At 32.9% G+C, this 19,571-nt stretch carries 20 protein-coding genes; 17 read left to right on the top strand and 3 right to left on the bottom strand.

Annotation, left to right across the window (positions count from 1 at the left end; genetic code table 11):
• The first annotated feature begins 61 nt into the window (after positions 1-61).
• From P0R33_RS07180 to P0R33_RS07100, 17 genes are all read left to right on the top strand, one after another.
• The gene (locus tag P0R33_RS07180) at positions 62-439 is read left to right on the top strand and encodes a hypothetical protein (protein WP_179002436.1); all 378 of its coding nucleotides are present in this window, start codon (positions 62-64) and stop codon (positions 437-439) included.
• A 41-nt stretch (positions 440-480) separates the two neighbouring features.
• Entirely contained in the window at positions 481-1,212 is a 732-nt protein-coding gene (locus P0R33_RS07175) for a HAMP domain-containing sensor histidine kinase (RefSeq protein WP_276174805.1), read from the top strand.
• 14 nt (positions 1,213-1,226) lie between these two features.
• Positions 1,227-2,357 carry a glycosyltransferase gene (locus tag P0R33_RS07170; RefSeq protein ID WP_276174804.1) on the top strand — a complete coding sequence of 377 codons (1,131 nt, stop codon included), beginning with the start codon at positions 1,227-1,229 and terminating at the stop codon, positions 2,355-2,357.
• A gap of 2 nt (positions 2,358-2,359) precedes the next feature.
• Positions 2,360-3,847 (top strand): hypothetical protein, encoded by a 1,488-nt coding sequence (locus P0R33_RS07165; protein ID WP_276174803.1) that lies wholly within the window; start codon positions 2,360-2,362, stop codon positions 3,845-3,847.
• 4 nt (positions 3,848-3,851) lie between these two features.
• Entirely contained in the window at positions 3,852-5,129 is a 1,278-nt protein-coding gene (locus P0R33_RS07160; protein ID WP_276174802.1) for a glycosyltransferase, read from the top strand.
• Complete coding sequence (locus P0R33_RS07155; RefSeq protein WP_276174801.1) at positions 5,126-6,265, top strand: glycosyltransferase family 1 protein; 1,140 nt, start codon at positions 5,126-5,128, stop codon at positions 6,263-6,265. The genes P0R33_RS07160 and P0R33_RS07155 overlap by 4 nt, the downstream gene beginning before the upstream one ends.
• On the top strand, positions 6,262-6,945 hold the full coding sequence (locus P0R33_RS07150) for an acyltransferase (protein WP_276174800.1): 684 nt from the start codon (positions 6,262-6,264) through the stop codon (positions 6,943-6,945). The genes P0R33_RS07155 and P0R33_RS07150 overlap by 4 nt, the downstream gene beginning before the upstream one ends.
• Positions 6,946-6,969: 24 nt before the next feature.
• Positions 6,970-8,511 carry a hypothetical protein gene (locus tag P0R33_RS07145; RefSeq protein WP_276174799.1) on the top strand — a complete coding sequence of 514 codons (1,542 nt, stop codon included), beginning with the start codon at positions 6,970-6,972 and terminating at the stop codon, positions 8,509-8,511.
• Positions 8,508-9,047, top strand: a complete 540-nt coding sequence (locus P0R33_RS07140; protein ID WP_276174798.1) for an acyltransferase — start codon at positions 8,508-8,510, stop codon at positions 9,045-9,047. Before P0R33_RS07145 ends, P0R33_RS07140 begins: the two co-directional genes overlap by 4 nt.
• A 4-nt stretch (positions 9,048-9,051) precedes the next feature.
• Positions 9,052-10,137, top strand: coding sequence for a glycosyltransferase family 4 protein (locus tag P0R33_RS07135; RefSeq protein WP_276174797.1), 1,086 nt, complete (start codon positions 9,052-9,054; stop codon positions 10,135-10,137).
• An 11-nt stretch (positions 10,138-10,148) separates the two neighbouring features.
• Entirely contained in the window at positions 10,149-10,697 is a 549-nt protein-coding gene (locus tag P0R33_RS07130; protein ID WP_276174796.1) for a WcaF family extracellular polysaccharide biosynthesis acetyltransferase, read from the top strand.
• Between the two features lie 176 nt (positions 10,698-10,873).
• Positions 10,874-11,632 (top strand): glycosyltransferase family 2 protein, encoded by a 759-nt coding sequence (locus tag P0R33_RS07125; RefSeq protein ID WP_276174795.1) that lies wholly within the window; start codon positions 10,874-10,876, stop codon positions 11,630-11,632.
• A 13-nt stretch (positions 11,633-11,645) separates the two neighbouring features.
• Positions 11,646-12,092, top strand: a complete 447-nt coding sequence (locus P0R33_RS07120) for a VanZ family protein (RefSeq protein WP_276174794.1) — start codon at positions 11,646-11,648, stop codon at positions 12,090-12,092.
• The gene (locus tag P0R33_RS07115; protein ID WP_276174793.1) at positions 12,085-13,485 is read left to right on the top strand and encodes an exopolysaccharide biosynthesis polyprenyl glycosylphosphotransferase; all 1,401 of its coding nucleotides are present in this window, start codon (positions 12,085-12,087) and stop codon (positions 13,483-13,485) included. The genes P0R33_RS07120 and P0R33_RS07115 overlap by 8 nt, the downstream gene beginning before the upstream one ends.
• An 18-nt stretch (positions 13,486-13,503) precedes the next feature.
• Positions 13,504-13,704 (top strand): hypothetical protein, encoded by a 201-nt coding sequence (locus P0R33_RS07110; RefSeq protein ID WP_276174792.1) that lies wholly within the window; start codon positions 13,504-13,506, stop codon positions 13,702-13,704.
• Positions 13,705-13,779: 75 nt separating this feature from the next.
• Entirely contained in the window at positions 13,780-14,544 is a 765-nt protein-coding gene (locus P0R33_RS07105; protein WP_276174791.1) for a polysaccharide biosynthesis/export family protein, read from the top strand.
• An 8-nt stretch (positions 14,545-14,552) separates the two neighbouring features.
• Positions 14,553-16,919 (top strand): tyrosine-protein kinase family protein, encoded by a 2,367-nt coding sequence (locus P0R33_RS07100; RefSeq protein ID WP_276174790.1) that lies wholly within the window; start codon positions 14,553-14,555, stop codon positions 16,917-16,919.
• Positions 16,920-17,047: 128 nt separating this feature from the next.
• Here P0R33_RS07100 and P0R33_RS07095 read toward each other — a convergent pair whose 3' ends face one another.
• The 3 genes from P0R33_RS07095 to P0R33_RS07085 form a co-directional block, all read right to left on the bottom strand.
• Positions 17,048-17,782, bottom strand: a complete 735-nt coding sequence (locus P0R33_RS07095) for a CpsB/CapC family capsule biosynthesis tyrosine phosphatase (protein WP_276174789.1) — start codon at positions 17,780-17,782, stop codon at positions 17,048-17,050.
• A 545-nt stretch (positions 17,783-18,327) separates the two neighbouring features.
• Positions 18,328-18,777: a Fic family protein gene (locus P0R33_RS07090; protein WP_276175696.1), complete on the bottom strand. Its 450-nt coding sequence runs from the start codon at positions 18,775-18,777 to the stop codon at positions 18,328-18,330.
• Between the two features lie 89 nt (positions 18,778-18,866).
• Positions 18,867-19,163 (bottom strand): hypothetical protein, encoded by a 297-nt coding sequence (locus tag P0R33_RS07085; RefSeq protein ID WP_276174788.1) that lies wholly within the window; start codon positions 19,161-19,163, stop codon positions 18,867-18,869.
• Between the last annotated feature and the right edge of the window lie 408 nt (positions 19,164-19,571).

Here is a 19,571-nt window from a genome sequence, read left to right as displayed (position 1 = left end):
CTCAAATCACTTGAATACGCATGAATATTTTAGTATAAATTCAATTTAACAATTAAAAGTTATGGATGCAAACAGAGTAATGGTTTATGATAAATTTCATTATTTCTCAAGGTTCTTGAAATATGAGTTTAAGGATATCAATTTTGTTGCCGGGCATAAAGCAGATATTCTTTATGGGCATGAAATGACAGATGATCTTTCATTAGTAGTTTTTGTTTTTTATTCGGAGAATGATTTGATTGATCTTTTAAGGATTAATTCATACGGAATTCCAGTATTGGTCTGTAATCATTGCCCGCAGTTCCTCAATAAATTTAAAAACATACAAAACATTGAAGTGTTAGAATGTCTGGATACAAAAAGGGGATTTAGAAATGATCTTAGACTGCATTTTGAGGAAAAATTTAGTTTGGTTGATGAACAGTCAATATGTAAATAGAACAGCGTACAGCTTTATTTTTTAGGTAAAAATTAGAAAAAATGAACAAGCTAAAAGAGAGAAAGAGAATCAGCATCAGTGATTTGAAAGCAGTAAACAAAAATTTAGAAAGTTTTGCTTTCAGAGTATCACATGATCTGCTTTCGCCGGTTAATGCTTTAAAAATGCTGGTTTCTTTAATTGAAGAAGAAACTAAGGAAGAAAGCACAATGGAATATATCCGAATGATAAAAGACCGCGTAGTTCATCTAGACCAGACGATTCGAAACAATCTAAAAAACTCAAAAGCCGATTATCCAGAACTTCAGATTACTAAAATTCCACTTGAAAAAACGGTTGCAGACGCAGCTGAAATTTTTTCTAATGAAATAAAAACTTTAGGAATTCATTTTCAAGTAAACATTAAAGAACAAGAAGCCTTTTTTTCAGATAGATTCAGATTAAATACGGTATTGGAAAATTTGATTGGCAATGCTGTAAAATATCATAATAAAGAAGTTGTTGGAAAAGTGATAGTTGTAGAAGGTTGTTCAGATGGCAACACGCTTAAAATTTCTGTATCAGATAATGGGATTGGCATTGCCGAGATGAATCAGGACAGAGTATTTGATAAATTTTTCAGAGAATCCAATAATTCTGAAGGATACGGAATAGGATTGCATATTGTAAAACAAACTGTTGAAGCTTTGGAAGGTACTATTAATGTGAAGTCTGCTCAAGGAAGAGGCAGCTGTTTTATTTTAGAATTAAGAAACTTTAAAAATCAAAATTAATACTTTAAAAGGGAATGAAACAGTTGTTGTATATAGCGCCAGTGATAATTGATTTTGAAAAATTAAATGGGGTGTCTAAAAAAATACTAAATCAGTATAAGGTTTTTAGTAAATCTTATAATGTCACGCTAATCTCTTATGGCCCAGACTGTCTTTATTATCTGAATAATAGTTTTTTTGAAACGATTCCTTTAGAAAATACCAATCGAAGACTTAAAATGTATTCTTTTATTGATAAAACACTTTCGGTAAACAATTACAGTTTTATTTACACCAGATACCATTTGTGTGATTTTTTGTTTCTCAATTCCCTGAGAATCTTAAGTAAAAAAAAGAGCAAAATCGTTATTGAAATCCCTACGTTTCCTTACAAGCAAGAACTGCTGAAATGGAAGGGAGGAGCAATGCGTTATTTCATGGATGCTTCTTCTAATTTTTTGCTGAGACTTTATGTTGGTCGAATTGTAACGTATTCTAATGATCATAAGATTTTCGGTATAAAAACCATAAATACCATGAATGGAGTTATTTATGAAAATGTTCTTCCTGTAGAGAAGAGAATTTACAATGCCAATGAAATACATTTAATTTCGGTATCTCTTACCATGAGTTGTCATGGTTATGACAGGTTAATTGAAGGATTAAAGGAGTATTACCAACTTGGAGGCGATATTAATATTGTCTACCATTTAGTTGGAGAGGGAGATGAAATCAAAAAGTATCAGGAATTAGTGGCGAAATACGGCATTGAAAAACATGTTTTATTTTACGGTTTCAAAAGCGGCAGTGATTTAGATGATCTTTATGAAAAGGCAGATATTGCTGTAAATTCAATTGCAATACATCGAATTGGTTTAGAGACAGAAAGTACAATAAAATCAAAGGAATATGCCGCTAAAGGACTGCCTATGATTTCTTCTTATGTTGTGGATGCTTTTTCAATTCAAGACAATGAAAAATATGTACATCAGATAAGTCCTGATGAAAGTCCTGTTAACATTTACGGACTTATAGAATTTTACAAAAAAATGTACCAGAATAGAGATCGTAATATTTCGGAAGAAATCAGGTCAGCCTCTCAAAAAAGATGTGACATGTCTGTTACGCTTCAAGGTGTTGTTGAGTATTTTAACGCAGCAGTTTAAGTTTGAAAAATCATAATTATATTACAATTGGATTAGCGCTGCTGGGTATAATAGAAAGTTATTATATCTATAACCAGCCAATTGCCAGGAAAGGTCTGGAATTACTGTTCCTAATTCCTTTGTTTTTTACCGTATGCATATCCATTTACGGCAGTACAATACTTCGGTATCATAAGCAGGGAATAGGACTTAAAATTTATTACAGCATTGTCGTTGTTCGATATCTTATTCAGCCTTTTCTGATCACGCTTTCAGACGGAAAATTGAATTTTAGGATGCCTGAAGCCAAAGCTGATTCGTATGATATTGCAGTGCTTATTTATGGAATTGAATTATTTATTGCTTGTATTGTCATAAAAAAATGGTTTCCTATTTACATTAAAAAATATCGGAAGAACGATATTTCACATAGACAGCTGCCACTAAATTCTTATGGAAAACGAGTGCTGCTTGTTTATTTTTTATTCCTTTTAGTTCGTTTTAATTCCTGGATGCCGGGGCTTAATATATTAGCATTAAAAGAATCAGTTTCTAAAGTGGCAGTTGTATTTGATGCTACGATTTTTAATAGTATAAAAATCTTCATTTTCATTCTATTGCTTGCTGAGGCAAAAAAATATGCTAGAAACAAAGCTGGTTTTCAGTTGTATTTTGGCTTAGGTGTTATTGCTGCCATCTTTAATTTTATCTCTTATTTTGGGAGCAACCGTTCACTGATATACGAAACAGCGATTGCTACAATTACCATTTTGATTGTAAGTTATCCGCAGTTAAAAACAAAGATTTTGGCAATATTACTTCCGTTTGCCATTGTTATTATGGTTTTGTCTTATGCAAATAAACAATTTGCAGAAGATAATGCAGGTACTTTAGAAAGTGGCGATTCCAACGTGGTAGTTTCCAATTTTATTGAAGAGTATGCCAATGGTTTATGGACTGTTGCGCGGTCTTATCAGGCTTCGATAGGCATCAGTGCCGCAAAGTCGAATGAAGCTTTGATTAAAGATTTTTCAGATGGACTCTCAGGTTTATCAGATTTACCAGGATTTAAGACTTTATCCAATAGTCTGAAAGAACTGCGTTCTTCTTCGGATGTTTTTAAAGATTCATTAAAACAAAGAGATGACAGGGGACAGATGCTGTCGCTTTCAGGAGGTTTTTTAATTATAGGAGGCAATCTACTGGGCTGGCCGGCTCTGATTTTAGGGAATTATATTATGATTATGCTTTTAGTAAGAATGGAAGCCGCCTCTAAAGTCGTTCAGGATCTGTACTATAAATACATGTACATCTGGATGTCCATTCTTATGGGATTAGTTCATTGTTATTGTCTGCAGACCATTATTTTCTGCTGGAGTAAATACATACTTTTTTATTGGCTTGTCTTGTGGGTAAATCGAATCGAAGTTTTAAAACGAAACAAATATAGGAGAGCAGAGTCTCGTGTAGGGAATCTAAATTATAACTGGACAGCTGGGTCTATTGTCTAAAAAAATGAAAAACAGTAAAAAAAGAGTACTCATTGTAGTCAATACACAATTTCCATATGGGAAATCAGAAGATTTTTTATCCAATGAATTAGAATACGCGGCTGGTTTTGACGAAATAGTATGTTTTCCGATTTTAGTTTATGGCGCTAAGACGTTTGAGGATATTATTTATAAGAAGCCCAAAGAGTCCGTAACATTTTACAACAGTGCTCTTTCTTATAAAAGCAAATCAAGAATAGTGAAACTCCTTTTTTTGACTTGCACTAATTCAAAATTTTATAAAGAATTATGGCTTTTGATGCAGACAAATCGATTGACATTAAGAAATATTAAGCAGCTGTTTATCTTTTTGTTTATTGCGAACAATGCTTTAAATGATTTAGAAAAAGTTGTTAAGGAGAAGTACAAAAATTGCGATGTAGTATTATATTCTTACTGGATGTACATTAGTGCTTTTGTAATTATTACATTAAAAAAGAAGTTTCAAAAGACAATCCATTTTGAAAAAAAAATCACACGCTGTCATCGATTTGACCTCTACGAATATGCTAATGCAGGCCGTTATCTGCCCATGAGAGAATACATTTTGTCTGAGATGGATGAAATACATTCGATTTCAAAAGATGGTGTATCCTATTTAAATAAAGAGTTTCCACAATACAACGATAAATTAAAATTATCAAGATTAGGTTCTTTAGATAAAGGCATCAAGATTTTTCCAAAAAGCGAAACACTTCATCTTGTTTCCTGCTCCTGGACGCGTCCCGTTAAAAGAGTATCCGCTATTTTGGAAGCAGTTTCAAAGATTTTTGTAAAGATAGAATGGGTACATTATGGCGATGGAGAAGAATTTGAAAAGATAAGTAAAATGGCAGCTCAGATCGACAATCCTTCAGTAGCTGTAAAATTGATGGGCGCTTACAGTAACGAAAAAATACTTGCGGAATATGCCAATAAAACCTATGATGTTTTTATCAACGTAAGCGAAAATGAAGGCGTTCCGGTTTCTATTATGGAAGCAATGTCTTTTGGAAAAATTATAATCGCAACAAATGTTGGTGGAACGGCAGAGATTGTAGAAAATGGAGTCAATGGTTTTTTACTCGATAAAGATTTTACTAACGAAGAACTGGTTCTTGTACTGACCAAAATAGCCTTATTAGAAGCCGAAGAATTCAATGAGATGTGCAGGCAGTCCAGAAGAATTTGGGAAGAAAGATGTAATGCAGAGGCCAATTATCAAAAATTTTATCAGCAGCTTAAAGTGAATTCTGTACAATGAAAAGAAATACCATAAATATTAATCTGCAGCCTGTAAACAATCAAGGTTCCGGAATTGCTCTGTTTGCCAATAAATTAATAGCCGAATTAGAAAAAAGTAAATTATATAAAATTTTCGGCAGTTTTAATTTTGTGAGAGGGGTCAAAAAAAATGAATTAGAAAGATTCTCCTTTCCAGTAAAATATTCATCAGTTCCCGCTAAAGTTGTGTATTCGAGATTAATAAAAAAAGCACTGCCTTTTTATTACCACAATATGATGCACGGCGAGTCAGATATTAATTTGTTCCTGACTTATAAAATTCCGAGAGTCAGTTACAGCGGTATTGTAATCAGTACAATTCATGATTTAATACCCTTAAGAGTCGCTACAGAAAATGACCAGATACAAATAGATTACAGAAATGATATTGATTATGCAATCCGCCATTCTGATTATTTGATAACAATATCGGAGGCCTCTAAAAAAGACATTCTGGAAGAGTTTTTATACAACAAAAATAAAATTTTTGTCATTCCTAATGGTGTTGATTTTGAGTTGTACAACAATGAAATAGAACAAGAACACTTAACAAAAGTCAAAGAAAAATATCAGTTGCCCAATAAGTTTGTGGTATATCTTGGAGGAATACGCATCCATAAAAATGTAGGTAATTTGATTCGAGCTTACGCTTTGCTTTCTGAAGATATAAGAGCAGAAGTCAGTTTAGTGATTACTCAGGGAAATGAAGATTTGAAAAAGCTGGCAGCTAATCTTAACATAGAAGAGCAGGTTTTTTTTACACCTTACATCGATGAACAAGACAAGCCGGCGGTTTATAAATTGGCTTTGACAATGGCATTTATATCGTCTTACGAAGGTTTTGGTCTGCCCATTATAGAAGCCATGGCTGCAGGAACTCCTGTTATTACTTCTAACGTTTCGTCTATGCCAGAAGTTGCTGGCGATGCAGCAGTACTAGTAGATCCATTTGAAATTGAGGAAACTAAATATGCTTTAGAGCGAATTATAGGAGATGCCGATTTTAGAAAAAAGCTGATTGAGTCTGGTTATGAAAATGCCAAAAAATACAGTTGGACGCATTCAGGTGAAGAATTAGTAAAATTATGTAATACCATATTAAAGCAGCAGTTATGATTCATCTGATTAAAAAAGCAGTACGGTTAAGCTTCAGCCTGCCTAAAACGATCTATTTTAATTTCTGTTTGTTTGAACCTAAAATAGCTATTAAGCTTCCCATTTTGGTAGATTATAGAACTAAGTTCTGTTCGCTATACAGGAATACAGTTGTATTAAATGAAACCCCAAGATTTGGAATGATTAAAATAGGCTGGGGAGAAGGCGCGGTTGGAAATGAGTGCAATCGCTTTAGCTACTGGACTATTAAAAAAGAATGTAAAGTTGCTTTTGTAGGTAGCGCTCATTTTGCAAGAGGAGTATCGTTAAGAGCGGATAACGGTGGACAAATCGTTTTTGGAAAAAACTTTACAGCAAATCAGAATTTCTTCTGTGCTAGCAATACGACTATAACTTTTGGAGATAATGTACTGGCAGGCTGGAATATTCATATTCGGGATGGCGATGGACACCACATTTTTGACCAAGATAAAAATATCATCAATACCAACAGGCCAATTTCGATAGGAAGCAAAGTCTGGATAGGAAGTTATGCGACTGTTCTTAAAGGAGTGGCAATTCCAGACAGCAGCATAGTGGCTTTAGGCTCTATTGTAACAAAATCCTTTTCGGAACCTAACATAATTATTGGCGGCATACCGGCAGTAATGGTTAAGGAGAATGTTCGTTGGGAGAAGTAATCTTATAAAAAAACATAATTTTTAATGACAACAAACAGAACCCGAAGTTCTATAAAAAATTCTGCAGCAGCTTTAATAGGCCAGTTGATCACGATAATTTTAAATTTTGCAGTCCGTACTATATTTATAAAAACTTTAGGAGCGGCTTATTTAGGAATTAATGGATTATTTACCAATATTCTTTCGGTGCTGTCTTTCGCAGAGATTGGATTTGGAACAGCAATTATTTATGCCATGTATGCGCCGTTGGCCGAAAACGATGTAATTCAGGTTTCAAAACTAATGAATTATTTTTCTAAGGTTTATGAAATCATTGGTACAATCATATTTGTTACGGGTTTATTTTTAATTCCTTTTTTACATTTCTTTATCAATGATTTATCAGAATTGCCAAAGGAACTCCCCTCTTTATGGATTATCTATCTGCTCTATTTATTTAATACTTCTATAAGCTATTTTTTTAATTATAAAAGATCATTAATAATTGCCAGCCAGAATGGACATATAGATTCATTAAATCAGCTTTACTTCAATATTATCAAGGGAACTTTACAAATTGCAGTCCTATTTTTATTCCATGATTTTTTAAGTTTTCTGATCATTCAGATTCTGTGCACTTTTTTAGGGAATTATTCTATATCTAAAAAAGCAGACAAGTTATTTCCTTATCTGATCTATTATAAGCATAAAAAAATTGAGAGAAGAGATAAGATTGCCTTGAGACGAAATGTATTTGCGATGTCATTCAGTAAATTAGGTTCTGTTGTCATTACAGGAGTGGATGATTTATTAATCTCAAAATTTGTTGGAATAGTGGCCATGGGGATTTATTCTAACTATTTATTGCTGACCAATACCATTAGAATTGTTTTCATGCAGATGTTGCTGCCAATAACAGCAAGTGTTGGAAATTATGTGGCAGAAAAATCAGATGATGAATCGCATACTTTTTTTAAAAAATTATTTTTTATCAATGCCTATTTTGCTATTTGCTGTTTTATAGCCCTGAGCACATTGGTTAATCCATTTATCCATTTAATTTGGGGAAAACAATACGTTTTTTCTACATTAATAACCTTTCTGATCACATTCAATTTCTATCTGGATAGAATGAGAACTACTTCTCAGATTTTTATAGACGCCAAAGGTTTATTTTGGCCCATTAAATGGAAATCCTTATTTGAAGCAATTATCAATTTATTCTTTTCGTTTTTCTTTTTATTAGTCTTAAAATGGGGAATCGAATCTATAATTATCGCTACAATAATAAGTAATCTAACTACAAATATATGGTGGGAACCCTATGTGGTTTTTAAATATGGTTTCCAAAAAAAAGTCTTTCCGTATTACATTATGCTGGTCAAGTATACTGTTATTCTGGCTTCTTCATATCTAACAGTAAATTATTTGCAGGGTTTTCTTCCGGATAGTTTTTCAGGTTTTTTGGGAAAGGCAGTCATTGCTTTAGTAATTCCAAACATCATTATTGTTCTGGTTTACTTTAAGACAGATGAACTGAAATATTTTATCGCTTTAATACAAAATATAATAAATAAAAAACTATGATCAATAGGCTGTTTTTAAAACTGGCATTTCATATTCTTAAGACCTTTTTGAAGCCTTTTGACGGTAGAATGCCGAGGTTTTATATGAAGGGCTATAACTTCATTTTGAAAATGGTGGGAGTAAAAATGAATGGCCTTCCAAGGTATATTTCAACTCAGGTAAGATTTGATGATTTTAATAAAATCTATTTATCGGAACGTGTGGTCATCTCCGAAAAAGTGATTCTGCTGACACATGATTATTCCTTAACTACTGGTCTTATTGCATTGAATAAAAAGCCTGCGACAGATCTTGCTTTCAAAAAAGAAATCCATATCGGCAGAAATGTATTCATAGGAATGGGGGCTATCATCATGCCTGGAACTATTATTCACGACAATGTGGTAATAGGGGCAGGTAGCGTAGTAAGAGGAACCATTTATTCTGATGCCATTGTTATTGGAAACCCAGGGCAGATAATCGGGAAATTAACTGAGAAAGCCATTAAATGGGAGCAGCAAATCGAGAGTTCATTAATACAGAGAGATAGAATATAAACATATGAAGATACTTATTATTGGTCCATTTCCCAAGCCTATTAACGGTTGTTCGTTAGCTAATCAAGTCCTCTTAAAGCAGCTAGAACTGAAAAAAGAAATTTCGGTAGATATTATAAATACGAGTTCAAAAAATATTTCTTCAGAAAATGTAGGACGTTTTTCATTTGGTAAAGTTTTTTCCTTTTTAAAGGTCTATAAAAAAACAAGAACAATTTCTAAATCGGATATAGTTTATACAACACCGGGACAAACTTTTTTTGGGATTGTAAAATATATGCCTTTTTACTTTTACTGTTTAATGACAAGCAGACCTTACATTATTCATATTCACGGAAATCATCTGGGTAATGAATATAAATCTTTAAAGGGATTGAAAAAAAGGGCCTTTGCATTCTTTATACGAAGAGCTGCCGCAGGAATTGTTCTTTCGGAATCTTTAAAAACCAATTTTGACGGACTGTTGAATCCAAAGAAAGTTTTTATAGTCGAGAATTTTGCTCAGGATAGTTTAGTTCAGAAAGCTGCAGTAGTAAAGCCCAAAGATAAATTAAGGCTACTTTATTTGAGTAACCTAATGGAGGAAAAAGGAATCTTAGACTTTTTAGACAGCTTAATTTTGTTGAAAAATGCGGGAGTTGCTTTTGAAGCTGACATCGCAGGTAAAATTGAAGATGAATCAGAGGTTATTATAAATAATAAATTTCAGGAACTCCTTGGCTTTATTAAATACCATGGGGTTGTATCGGGGCAGAGCAAGATCGATCTGTTGGAAGGATCTAATGTTTTTGTTTTACCAACCTATTATCGTATGGAAGGACAGCCGATTTCATTAATCGAAGCTATGGCAACCGGAAATATAATCGTTACTACCAAATTTTCTGGAATACCTGATATCATCAGTACAGAAAACGGCTGTTTTGTTCCCTCGAAAAGCCCGGAATGCATATTTAACACGCTGCTGGAAATTAATGGAAAACTGGAAGAATTTGTCGCTAAGTACAGCAGGGTTAACATAAGATATGTACAGTCTTATTTTACGGAAGAAAAGTTCGCAGGTAAAATTTTCAAAGTTATTAAACATATTTAAATCAAATTATTATGAAAAAAGTCCGTTTAGATTTATTCAATTCCCAGTTAGGTCTTGACCGTGGTGCATCTAAAGTAAAAGAGATGCTGTGGTATGTTATAAAGGTTGTTTTTTTTCTTTCGGCAATCCCATATCCTTCAAAGTTTAAAGTGTTCTTACTAAAAGCCTTTGGTGCCAAAGTAGGTAAAGGCTTAGTAATTAAACCCAGAGTGAACATCCATTTCCCTTGGAAGTTAGTTGTAGGAGATAATGTTTGGATTGGTGAGGAAGTATTCTTTTTGAATTTTGAATTGCTGACTATTGGCAATAATGTTTGTATCAGTCAGAAAGTTTTTGTCTGTGGAGGCAACCATGATTATAAAGATCCAACAATGCCCTATAGAAATGGTGTAATAGTGCTGGAGGATGGAAGCTGGGTAGGAGCAGCATCATTTGTTGGTCCCAATGTCAAAATCGGGATTAATACTATTGTTTCAGTTGGTTCAATAGTAACGAAGTCATTACCTGAAAATGGCGTTTTTAGCGGCAACCCTCCTCAATTGGTGAAAGAACGCTGGTAATTTATTTTTAGTGTGCTCTTTCTGGTTCCGGGAGATTTTTAAATAATCATTTTATTTTTAATAGTCAAAAAAGCATCATTTTTTTTAGATGATGAAGATTTCCCCGCGCTATTCTCAACCCATTTTTACAAAGCTATTGCTGCTTCTAAGATTCAAATTAACTTAAAAAAAACATTATGAAAGTTTCTATCATTACTATTTGTTACAATAGAAAAGAGACCATTGCAAATTGTATAGAGAGTGTTTTGTCACAAGATTATCCCAATGTAGAATATATTATTATAGACGGAAATTCAACTGACGGCACAAACGAAATCATTCAATCTTATAAAGAGAGAATAAGCACCTACATATCTGAACCGGATAAGGGAATGTATGATGCCATTAATAAAGGATTAAAAATCGCAACTGGAGACGTTATCGGATTGATGCATTCTGATGATGCGTTTTATGATAGTGAGGTTGTCTCGAAAATTGTTACCATGTTTAAAATGTTTCCATCCCGTGATGGAGTTTATGGTGATGGAATTTATGTAACAAATGATAGTGAAGAAAAAATTGTAAGAAATAGAATAGGAGGGGCTTACAATTATAAAAAAATAAAATCCGGCTGGTTGCCACTCCATCCTACAGTGTATCTGCGAAAAAGTATTATTGAAAAACTAGGCTATTATGACCTTGATTTCAAAATAGCGTCGGATACGGAGTTCCTGCTGCGTTATTTATTTAAAAGCAGAATAAAGCTGGCCTATCTTAATACTTATTTAGTAAAAATGAAAATGGGCGGTCTAAGCACATCCCGAAGCAGGGCATTTGAAGTTCTTTATGAGGATTACCGTATTTACAGACATCATGGTCTACCAGCCTTTACTGCAGTATTTAAGAAAAAGCTAAGGGCATTAAAACAATATTTGAATTTAGAACCTATTGCTTAGACTTTTTTCTGTAATGCAAAATAGTAATCACAAAAGTAACAGAAGAGCCATTACAACAGTATTGTTTTTAATCTGCACAGCAGCTATTTTTTATTATTCATGGTTGCCTTCTTCCAATTTAAGAACCGAAACTTATTTACCACAATTTATAATAGAATGGACTAATGAATATCTCAATCTGCGTACAGCAGTTCCTTTTCTGTTATTAGGTTTTTTTTGTGAAACAGGCTGGGAATCAGTTGCCGTTTACAAAGAAAGGAATTTTCTTTTTGCAGGGAGAAATACGATTATAATCTGCACAGTGATTGTTTGTCTGGCAGAAGCGGGACAGTTTTTTATATCAGACAGGCATCCGGATTTTATGGATATCATTTTTGGAATAGCCGGAGGTATCTTCGGTGGGACAGTTGCTGTATCATTCAGGAAGTTAAATCATTATTTTTTTTATAGAAATGCGTAACAGACATAAATTTACTTTTATTTTTTGCAGTATTTTATCTGATATTGCTGCGGTAGTTATAAGTATATCATTATTCTTTTATTTTGCCGAAGAAACAGATGTACAATGGACTTGGTCTTTTGTCAATAATAGTCATTTAATTGCAGCGGCAGGATGGTTATTGACCACTTTATATTTTAATCTATATCGTCTGGATACTGTTTTCAGTCTGCCTATTTTTTATCGCAACAGCTGGCGTGTTTTTTTATGTCAGTTTATATTTTGGCAAAGCTATATTGTTTTTTTTGAGGGCTTAAAAAGATATCAGCTGACTATAGGAGCTAGTATGCTGCAGTTTACTTTTCTGCTTTTTTATCTTTTGCTATCGAGGGTTATTTTCACTTTCGTTTTAAACAATATAAAAAAATGGGTTAAAAAACCTTTTGTTGTTGCTATTTATGGGTTTAATTCAACAAGCATTCAATTGGCATCTAAATTAGAAAGTAATTCTTATTTTTTTAATTTCCTTGGAATCATTAATGACCTTGAAGATCATAATTTAAGAGATAAATCATCTTTTAACGGAGAGCTCATAAATGCCATTCACAAATCATCAGAAAGAGGAATTCAGGAATTATACATTGTTGTAAAAACGGAGTTTATAGATGATTTGAATACTTATTTCGAGTTGGCTGACAGATACTGCATCCGATTAAAATTTGTTCCGGATTTATCTGATATTTCTAAACATTCGTTCAGCAGTACCAGTTACGAAAACTTCCATATTATTCGACCCAGATATGAACCGCTTCAAAATGCTTATAATAGACTCATTAAGAGGGTTTTTGATGTTGTTTTCAGTCTGCTGGTCATCATTTTTATCCTATCGTGGCTGTACCCTGTTCTTGCATTTATTATAAAAAAACAAAGTAAAGGACCTGTTTTGTTCAAACAGCTTCGTACAGGCAAAAAAAATCAGTCTTTTTACTGCTACAAATTTAGAAGCATGGCTGTAAATACAGAAAGTGACAGCCTGCAGGCCAAAAAAGGAGATATGCGGGTAACGCCAATAGGCAGGTTTATAAGAAGAACCAGTTTGGATGAACTTCCCCAGTTTTTCAATGTTTTATTGGGCGATATGAGTGTAGTAGGGCCGCGTCCCCATATGCTCAAACATACTGAAGATTATAATAATCAGATCAATGATTTTATGGTGCGTCATTTTGTAAAACCAGGAATTACGGGTTTGGCCCAAATATCAGGACACAGAGGAGAAACTAAAAAAGTTTCTGATATGAAGCGCAGAGTAAAAGCCGATATAGATTATCTGCAAAACTGGAGTATGATAAAAGACTTGAAAATTTGTCTGCTTACCGTTGTATTAACCCTTAAAGGGGATGAAAATGCATTTTAACCTAAAAACTAAATAATTATGAATGTAACCTATTATGTTGCCGGATTTCTTTCAGGTATCTGTATTGCCGGTTTTTTTATTGGTAAAGAATTATACCGCTATTACATTAAAGATAAAGTTCAGACGAAACAGTTAAACCGATTGGCTAAACTGAATGATAAAATGAAAGCAAAGAGAACAGCCCAGTATGAATCAGGAGAACTGTCCAATTCTTTGTAATTTCTTTTACTTTTCTAGTGTTTTATACAGAGCATAATCCTAATGCCTTAAATTTTAAAGTTTATTCCAAATACAATGAATCGATTACTATATATAATACTTAGTAGTATTTTATTTTTTTCCTGTGCTTCCAGAAAAGATATTATTTATTTTCAGGATGCCGGTAATTATACATCAGTTGCAACAAATTTGAAACCTGTTACTATTGAACCCAATGATATTCTCAGTATCAGAATCGGAGCACTAGTCCCTGAAACGGCACTGGCATACAACATTCAAACCCCAAGTACAGTTGGCGTAAGCAGCACCCTAGATATTTTGAAAGTACAGGGCTATCTGGTTTCTCCTGATAAAACAATTGTATTGCCAATTTTAGGAGAGATAAACACTGCAGGTCTGTCTGTAAAAGATCTGGAAACAAAACTTAAATCTGAACTCGAAAAAGGAGCACATTTAGTGAACCCTTCTGTAGCAGTGCGTATTTTGAATGCAAAAGTGACGGTTTTGGGAGAAGTAAAATCACCGGGAACTTATTCCTTTTTAGAACAGTCCATTTCTATTCCGCAGGCTCTTGGTTATGCCGGTGATTTGACTATAAACGGGAAAAGAAATGACATTCTGCTGATTAGGGAATCTGAAGGAAAAAGAACCATCACGCATGTTGATTTAACAACAGCAGAATGGATGAATAAGGATCAATATCAGGTTCATCAAAATGATATTCTAGTCGTTAATCCGAATGATGCTAAAGTAAAAACGGCAGGTTATATAGGGAATGCAAGCACCATATTGACTATTGCATCCTTAATTCTAAGCTCTATAATATTAATTACAAGATAAATCAAATCATGAATACGGATAAAAATGAATATTTCGATTTTATTGAAGAAAATAACCCGGTAGATTTAAAACAAATTATAAATAAATATTTAAAGTACTGGCCAGCCTTTGTATTATCGATACTTATTTCTTTATTCAGCGCTTTTGTTTATTTAAGATATGCAAATGTTGTATACAAGTCTGAGGCTAAAATTAAATTGTTGAATGATAAAGAAAATTCAAATTTCACATTAGATGTTTCTAAATTATTTAATAAATCCACCATTAACTTAGAGAACGAGATTGCATTGCTCAAATCAGTTCATCTCTCAGAACAGGTAGTCAAAAATTTGAAGTTGAATGTAGAATATTACTATAATTCGAGAGTAACATCTAAACAGATTTTTAATCCGCCTTTTATAGTGAGTTATCGTGATGGCGCATCCAACTTGAGACGCGCATTGAATTATACCATAACTGTAACGGCATCAGGATATACTGTTTTAGATATTACATCTGGAGAAAGTGTCGAGATAAAAGGATATATATCAGAGAAAAACATACCTCATTTGCCCATAAGTATAAAACCGGCTCCCGGGGCTGTAATGGAAAAAAATATCAATAAGAGTTTTAATGTTACCTTAAAAACGCTTCATAAAACAGCTTTGGAATTAAGTGATGCTTTTGAAGTGGATGCTGAAGGAAAAGACAGCGATATATTATCAATCTCCTTAAAAGGCACAAACGGACCACAGTCAGAATCCGTTATCAACAATTTGATTTATGTTTATGAAGCCGACGGTATCACAGACAAAAAAGAAGTCTCCAGAAGAACTATTAATTTTGCCGATGATCGATTTGTATACCTGAGAAGGGAACTTGATTCTATAGAAAGTTCTAAAAAGAATTATAAAAAGAATAATAAGCTTAGTTTTATTCAGGAAGATGCGGGTTCAAGTATTCTGCAAAAAACAGCTAAAGAACAGACTTCATTTGATATAGAATCACAATTGTTACTAGCAGATCTGCTGAGAAATAGCATAGAATCTCAAAAAGCATTCGAACTTTTGCCCGCAGATATAGGAATACAAAATTTAATAATCAATCAATTGGTTGCGGATTATAATACAGCGGTTTTATCGTATCAAAAATTTCAGACCAGTGCAGGAAATAATAATCCTTCAGTACAGTTGTTGGTAACTACGCTCACGAATTTAAAAAACAATATTATCAATTCTGTAAAAGGCTATAAACAGCAGTTAAGAACAACGCTTGTTCAGAGTGAATCTGCCCAGAAAGAGGCAGAAGGAAGTTTTGCTTCTCTTCCAGAAAAGGAAAAAGTACTGAGAAGTATTGAACGCCAGCAGAATTTAAAAGAAAGTTTGTATTTATTGCTGCTTCAAAAAAGGGAAGAAGCTTCTATAAATTTGGCTGTTACCATACCTAATACTAAGATTATAGATTATGCCATAACAGATATTCAACCTATTTCCCCGCAAAGAAACAAGATTGTATTAATTGCATTTTTTATAGGATTTTGTATTCCGTTCAGCATTTTATTTACACTCTTTAAATTAGATAATAAAATATATACAGCTGCAGATGTTGAAAACACAAATACTGTACTGCCTATTTTAGCAGAGCTTCCTTCATTAAAGGATGATAAAGACGCTATTATGCAGAGTTTGGAAGCTTTTAGAACCTTGGCCAATAACACCAATTTTATTACACCTTATACTGAAGATCAACTTGGAAAAGTATTATTTGTCACGTCATCTATAAAAGGCGAAGGAAAAACGTTCGTTTCTTATAATTTAGCGGCAGCTTATGCACATCTTGATAAAAAAGTAATAATTATAGGAGCTGATTTTAGAAATCCACAGTTGCATAAACATTTAAACAATACAACAAAAGAGAGTCAGGGATTCAGCAATTATCTGCATGATGGTACTATTCAATGGGAAAATTTATTGTGCAGTAACGAAGATGCTGAATTTCCATTTGATATTTTACTTTCGGGAATTATCCCTCCAAATCCAACATTATTATTATCCAATCAGCGTTTTGAGCACTTTATTTATCAGGTAAAAAAAGTATACGACATCATTATTTTTGATACGCCGCCAACCTTATTAGTGAGTGACACTCTTATGATTTCAAAATATGCCGATACTACTTTATTTGTGTTGCGTTCCGGAGTAACACAAAAGAATTTAATAGCTTATTCAAACAAGCTGCATAAAGATCAAAAATTGGTCAATATGGGCTATGTAGTAAATGATATTGATTTTAGTTCTGGTTACGGTTACAGCTATAATTACGGATATGGCTATGGCTACGGAAAAGAAATCAAAAAAGAAACAAGACTACAGAAGCTGAAGAAAAAAATATTCTAATGCCGAAGTTAGATTAAAGATAATCATGATAATTAACCAAGATTACACCACAACAACCACGATCATAAAATTTAAATTTGTTTAAATTTTTAAAAGCTGTTCCATTGAGAACAGCTTTTTTTTGTTTTTTATTTCAGAAAGATACTATTATTAAGCAGTAAATACTCCATTTTCTTTTTATTTGGAATCTGAAGTTTTACGGTTTTGAATTGATTAATTTCTGTTTTGCTATGGATGTCCGATCCTGTAAAATCATATAAATTGTTTTCAAGTAATTCCATTGCTTTTTTCTGAATTATTTTACCATAATATCCTGTTAAAGAAAGCAGATTCAGTTGAAAAAAAACACCAAATTCCTTTAGTTTTTCATATTTAGCGATAGAATTATGAAGATACAGATAGCGTTCCGGATGGGCAAGAATGATTTTGTAGTTTTTAATTTTTATTTCAAAAAGCATCTCATACAAATTAAACGGACTTGAAAATAGTGGAAATTCAAGCAGCACAAAATTATCGTGAATGCATAAAAGTTCTTCTTCTTTCACTTTTGCAATCAGAAAAGAGTCCAGCATATATTCACTTGCATAATTTTTTAAAAACTCTTTGTTTGTCTTATCCTTTGTAGCGTTCTCGAAAGCAGTTTTTATAATCGGGCTGGTATTATTCCATTTTGAATTGAAAGTGTGAGGTGTTGCAATACCTTGGTGAATGTTTAATTCTTTCATTGCTGCAATAAGTCCTGTAGTTTCCTGAATTGTTTTTGCTCCATCATCGATGCCGGGTAATAAGTGATTGTGGATATCAATATAATTTTCAGGAAGAAGATCTTTTAAATAGTGTTTAGTTTTAATGAACGGAAACATAATTGGAATTTAAGTCTAAATTAATTCTTATGCTTTTAGATTCATAATGCTGGAAGTTTTAATTCAAAACTATAAGTGAATTTTTGTCCTTGATAGTTTTTTTTTCTTTTTTCTTTTAAAAATAAACCTTTTTTTTGCACCATTCGAATAGAAGATAGTTTAATAATAATACCAATTTGCCTATTCTTTGAATGATTATCATCTGGTCTAATTTTTTGAGGATGGGGATGATCTGCAATTCGAACCTCAGTGATGAATAGCTTTGTTTTAAGGAATTAAGTGCAACGTGAAGGCGTAAGCGCCAGGAATCTGCCGCAAAATTTATTTAGGTGAATAATGGACAAAATTCGTCTTAGCTTTTTGTGGCAGAAAAGGTATCACCTCCAAACCTGTGTTGCCACGAGGTTGCCATTAAAACAAAACTGTTAATTTTTAAGTGTTAATATTTTGATTTTTAATAGGTTGTTTTGTTTTTTGCTGCTTTAATTCTTTTAATGATAAATTTAATTGTTTTTCTTGTCAAATTGATTGTTTTGTCCTGTTTTTTACATGTATTGTATCTCGAAATAATTTAGTACTGATTTGTAATTATCCTGAGCAGTAAGGCATGTGTCCATCAGGTATTTATTTACATTGTTCCATTCCTTAAGCCTTCTGTAATAAAATAGTTTCAGCTGTTCGTCTATTATAAATGGAACTATATTGTTGGCCAGGTACTCCTTAAAAATGATTAATCTCCCTACACGGCCGTTTCCATCCTGAAAAGGATGTATAATTTCGAATTTATAATGAAAATCGATAATGTCTTCGATACTTTTATTTTTTATGGCATGGTAATCATACAATAGTTCTTTCATCTTTTGGGAAACTTCTTTAGACGGACAGGTCTCATTGCCTCCCACTTCATTTGGCATTCTTTTGTATTCTCCGACATTAAACCAATCTTTTCCGCTATCAGAAGTTCCTGACTTTAATAAAAAATGGAGTTCTTTAATAATGGATTCTGTAAGCTTGTTATTTGCTTTTTCAATGATAAAATCGATGCATCGAAAGTGGTTAGAAGTTTCAATAATGTCATCTACGTTTACGCTTTCTTTAGATGCACCAATTGAATTGGTTTCAAAAATATACTCGTTTGATCATGAGTTAGCCTGCTCCCTTCAATTTTATTCGAATTGTAAGTTAAATCTATTTGCGTGCGGTGATAAATGCCGCCCTTCATCTTCATGTTTTTTTGTTCTTTCAGGGCATGCAATAAAATATTAACAATTGCTTTTTTATTATCTTTTTGAGGAATTACTACATCTTGAGGAATATTCCACGTTTTACCGGTTAGAAAAGTCCCTTTTAATTTTCCTGTTGAACAGTAATTGCGAGCCATCCTTTCAGAGAGATTTAGTTTTTTGCAAATTCGACTACTGAAAGATACTTCATGTTTTTATAAATGATTCCGTTATCGGCAAATATAAGCTAAAAATTTTGATAAAGAATATTTTTTTTGCCAATACCAGAAATGTGTTGAACCCAACTGGTTCAAAGTTAATTGCTTAAATATTTTATACTATTAACAACAGCTTCCTTCATTATAAAGTTTATCTAAACCGCCTTAGCTTTTTTGCGGCAAAATTGAAGGCAACTCAAAGGCTTGAAACCGCTGTAAATGCCACTTTTATTTTTGTCGTGAAACTCTGTGCACCAATTCTGCACCCAAATTCAATTTTGCTATTTCAATAATTAAATCATTCACATAACTTTAAATACTAATGCATTAATAGGGAGAAGTATTATT

Origin of the sequence: Flavobacterium sp. YJ01, assembly GCF_029320955.1 — a bacterium.
Taxonomy (GTDB): domain Bacteria; phylum Bacteroidota; class Bacteroidia; order Flavobacteriales; family Flavobacteriaceae; genus Flavobacterium.
Note: the sequence above shows the minus strand (reverse complement) of the source record. Positions and strands in the feature narration are given on the sequence as shown.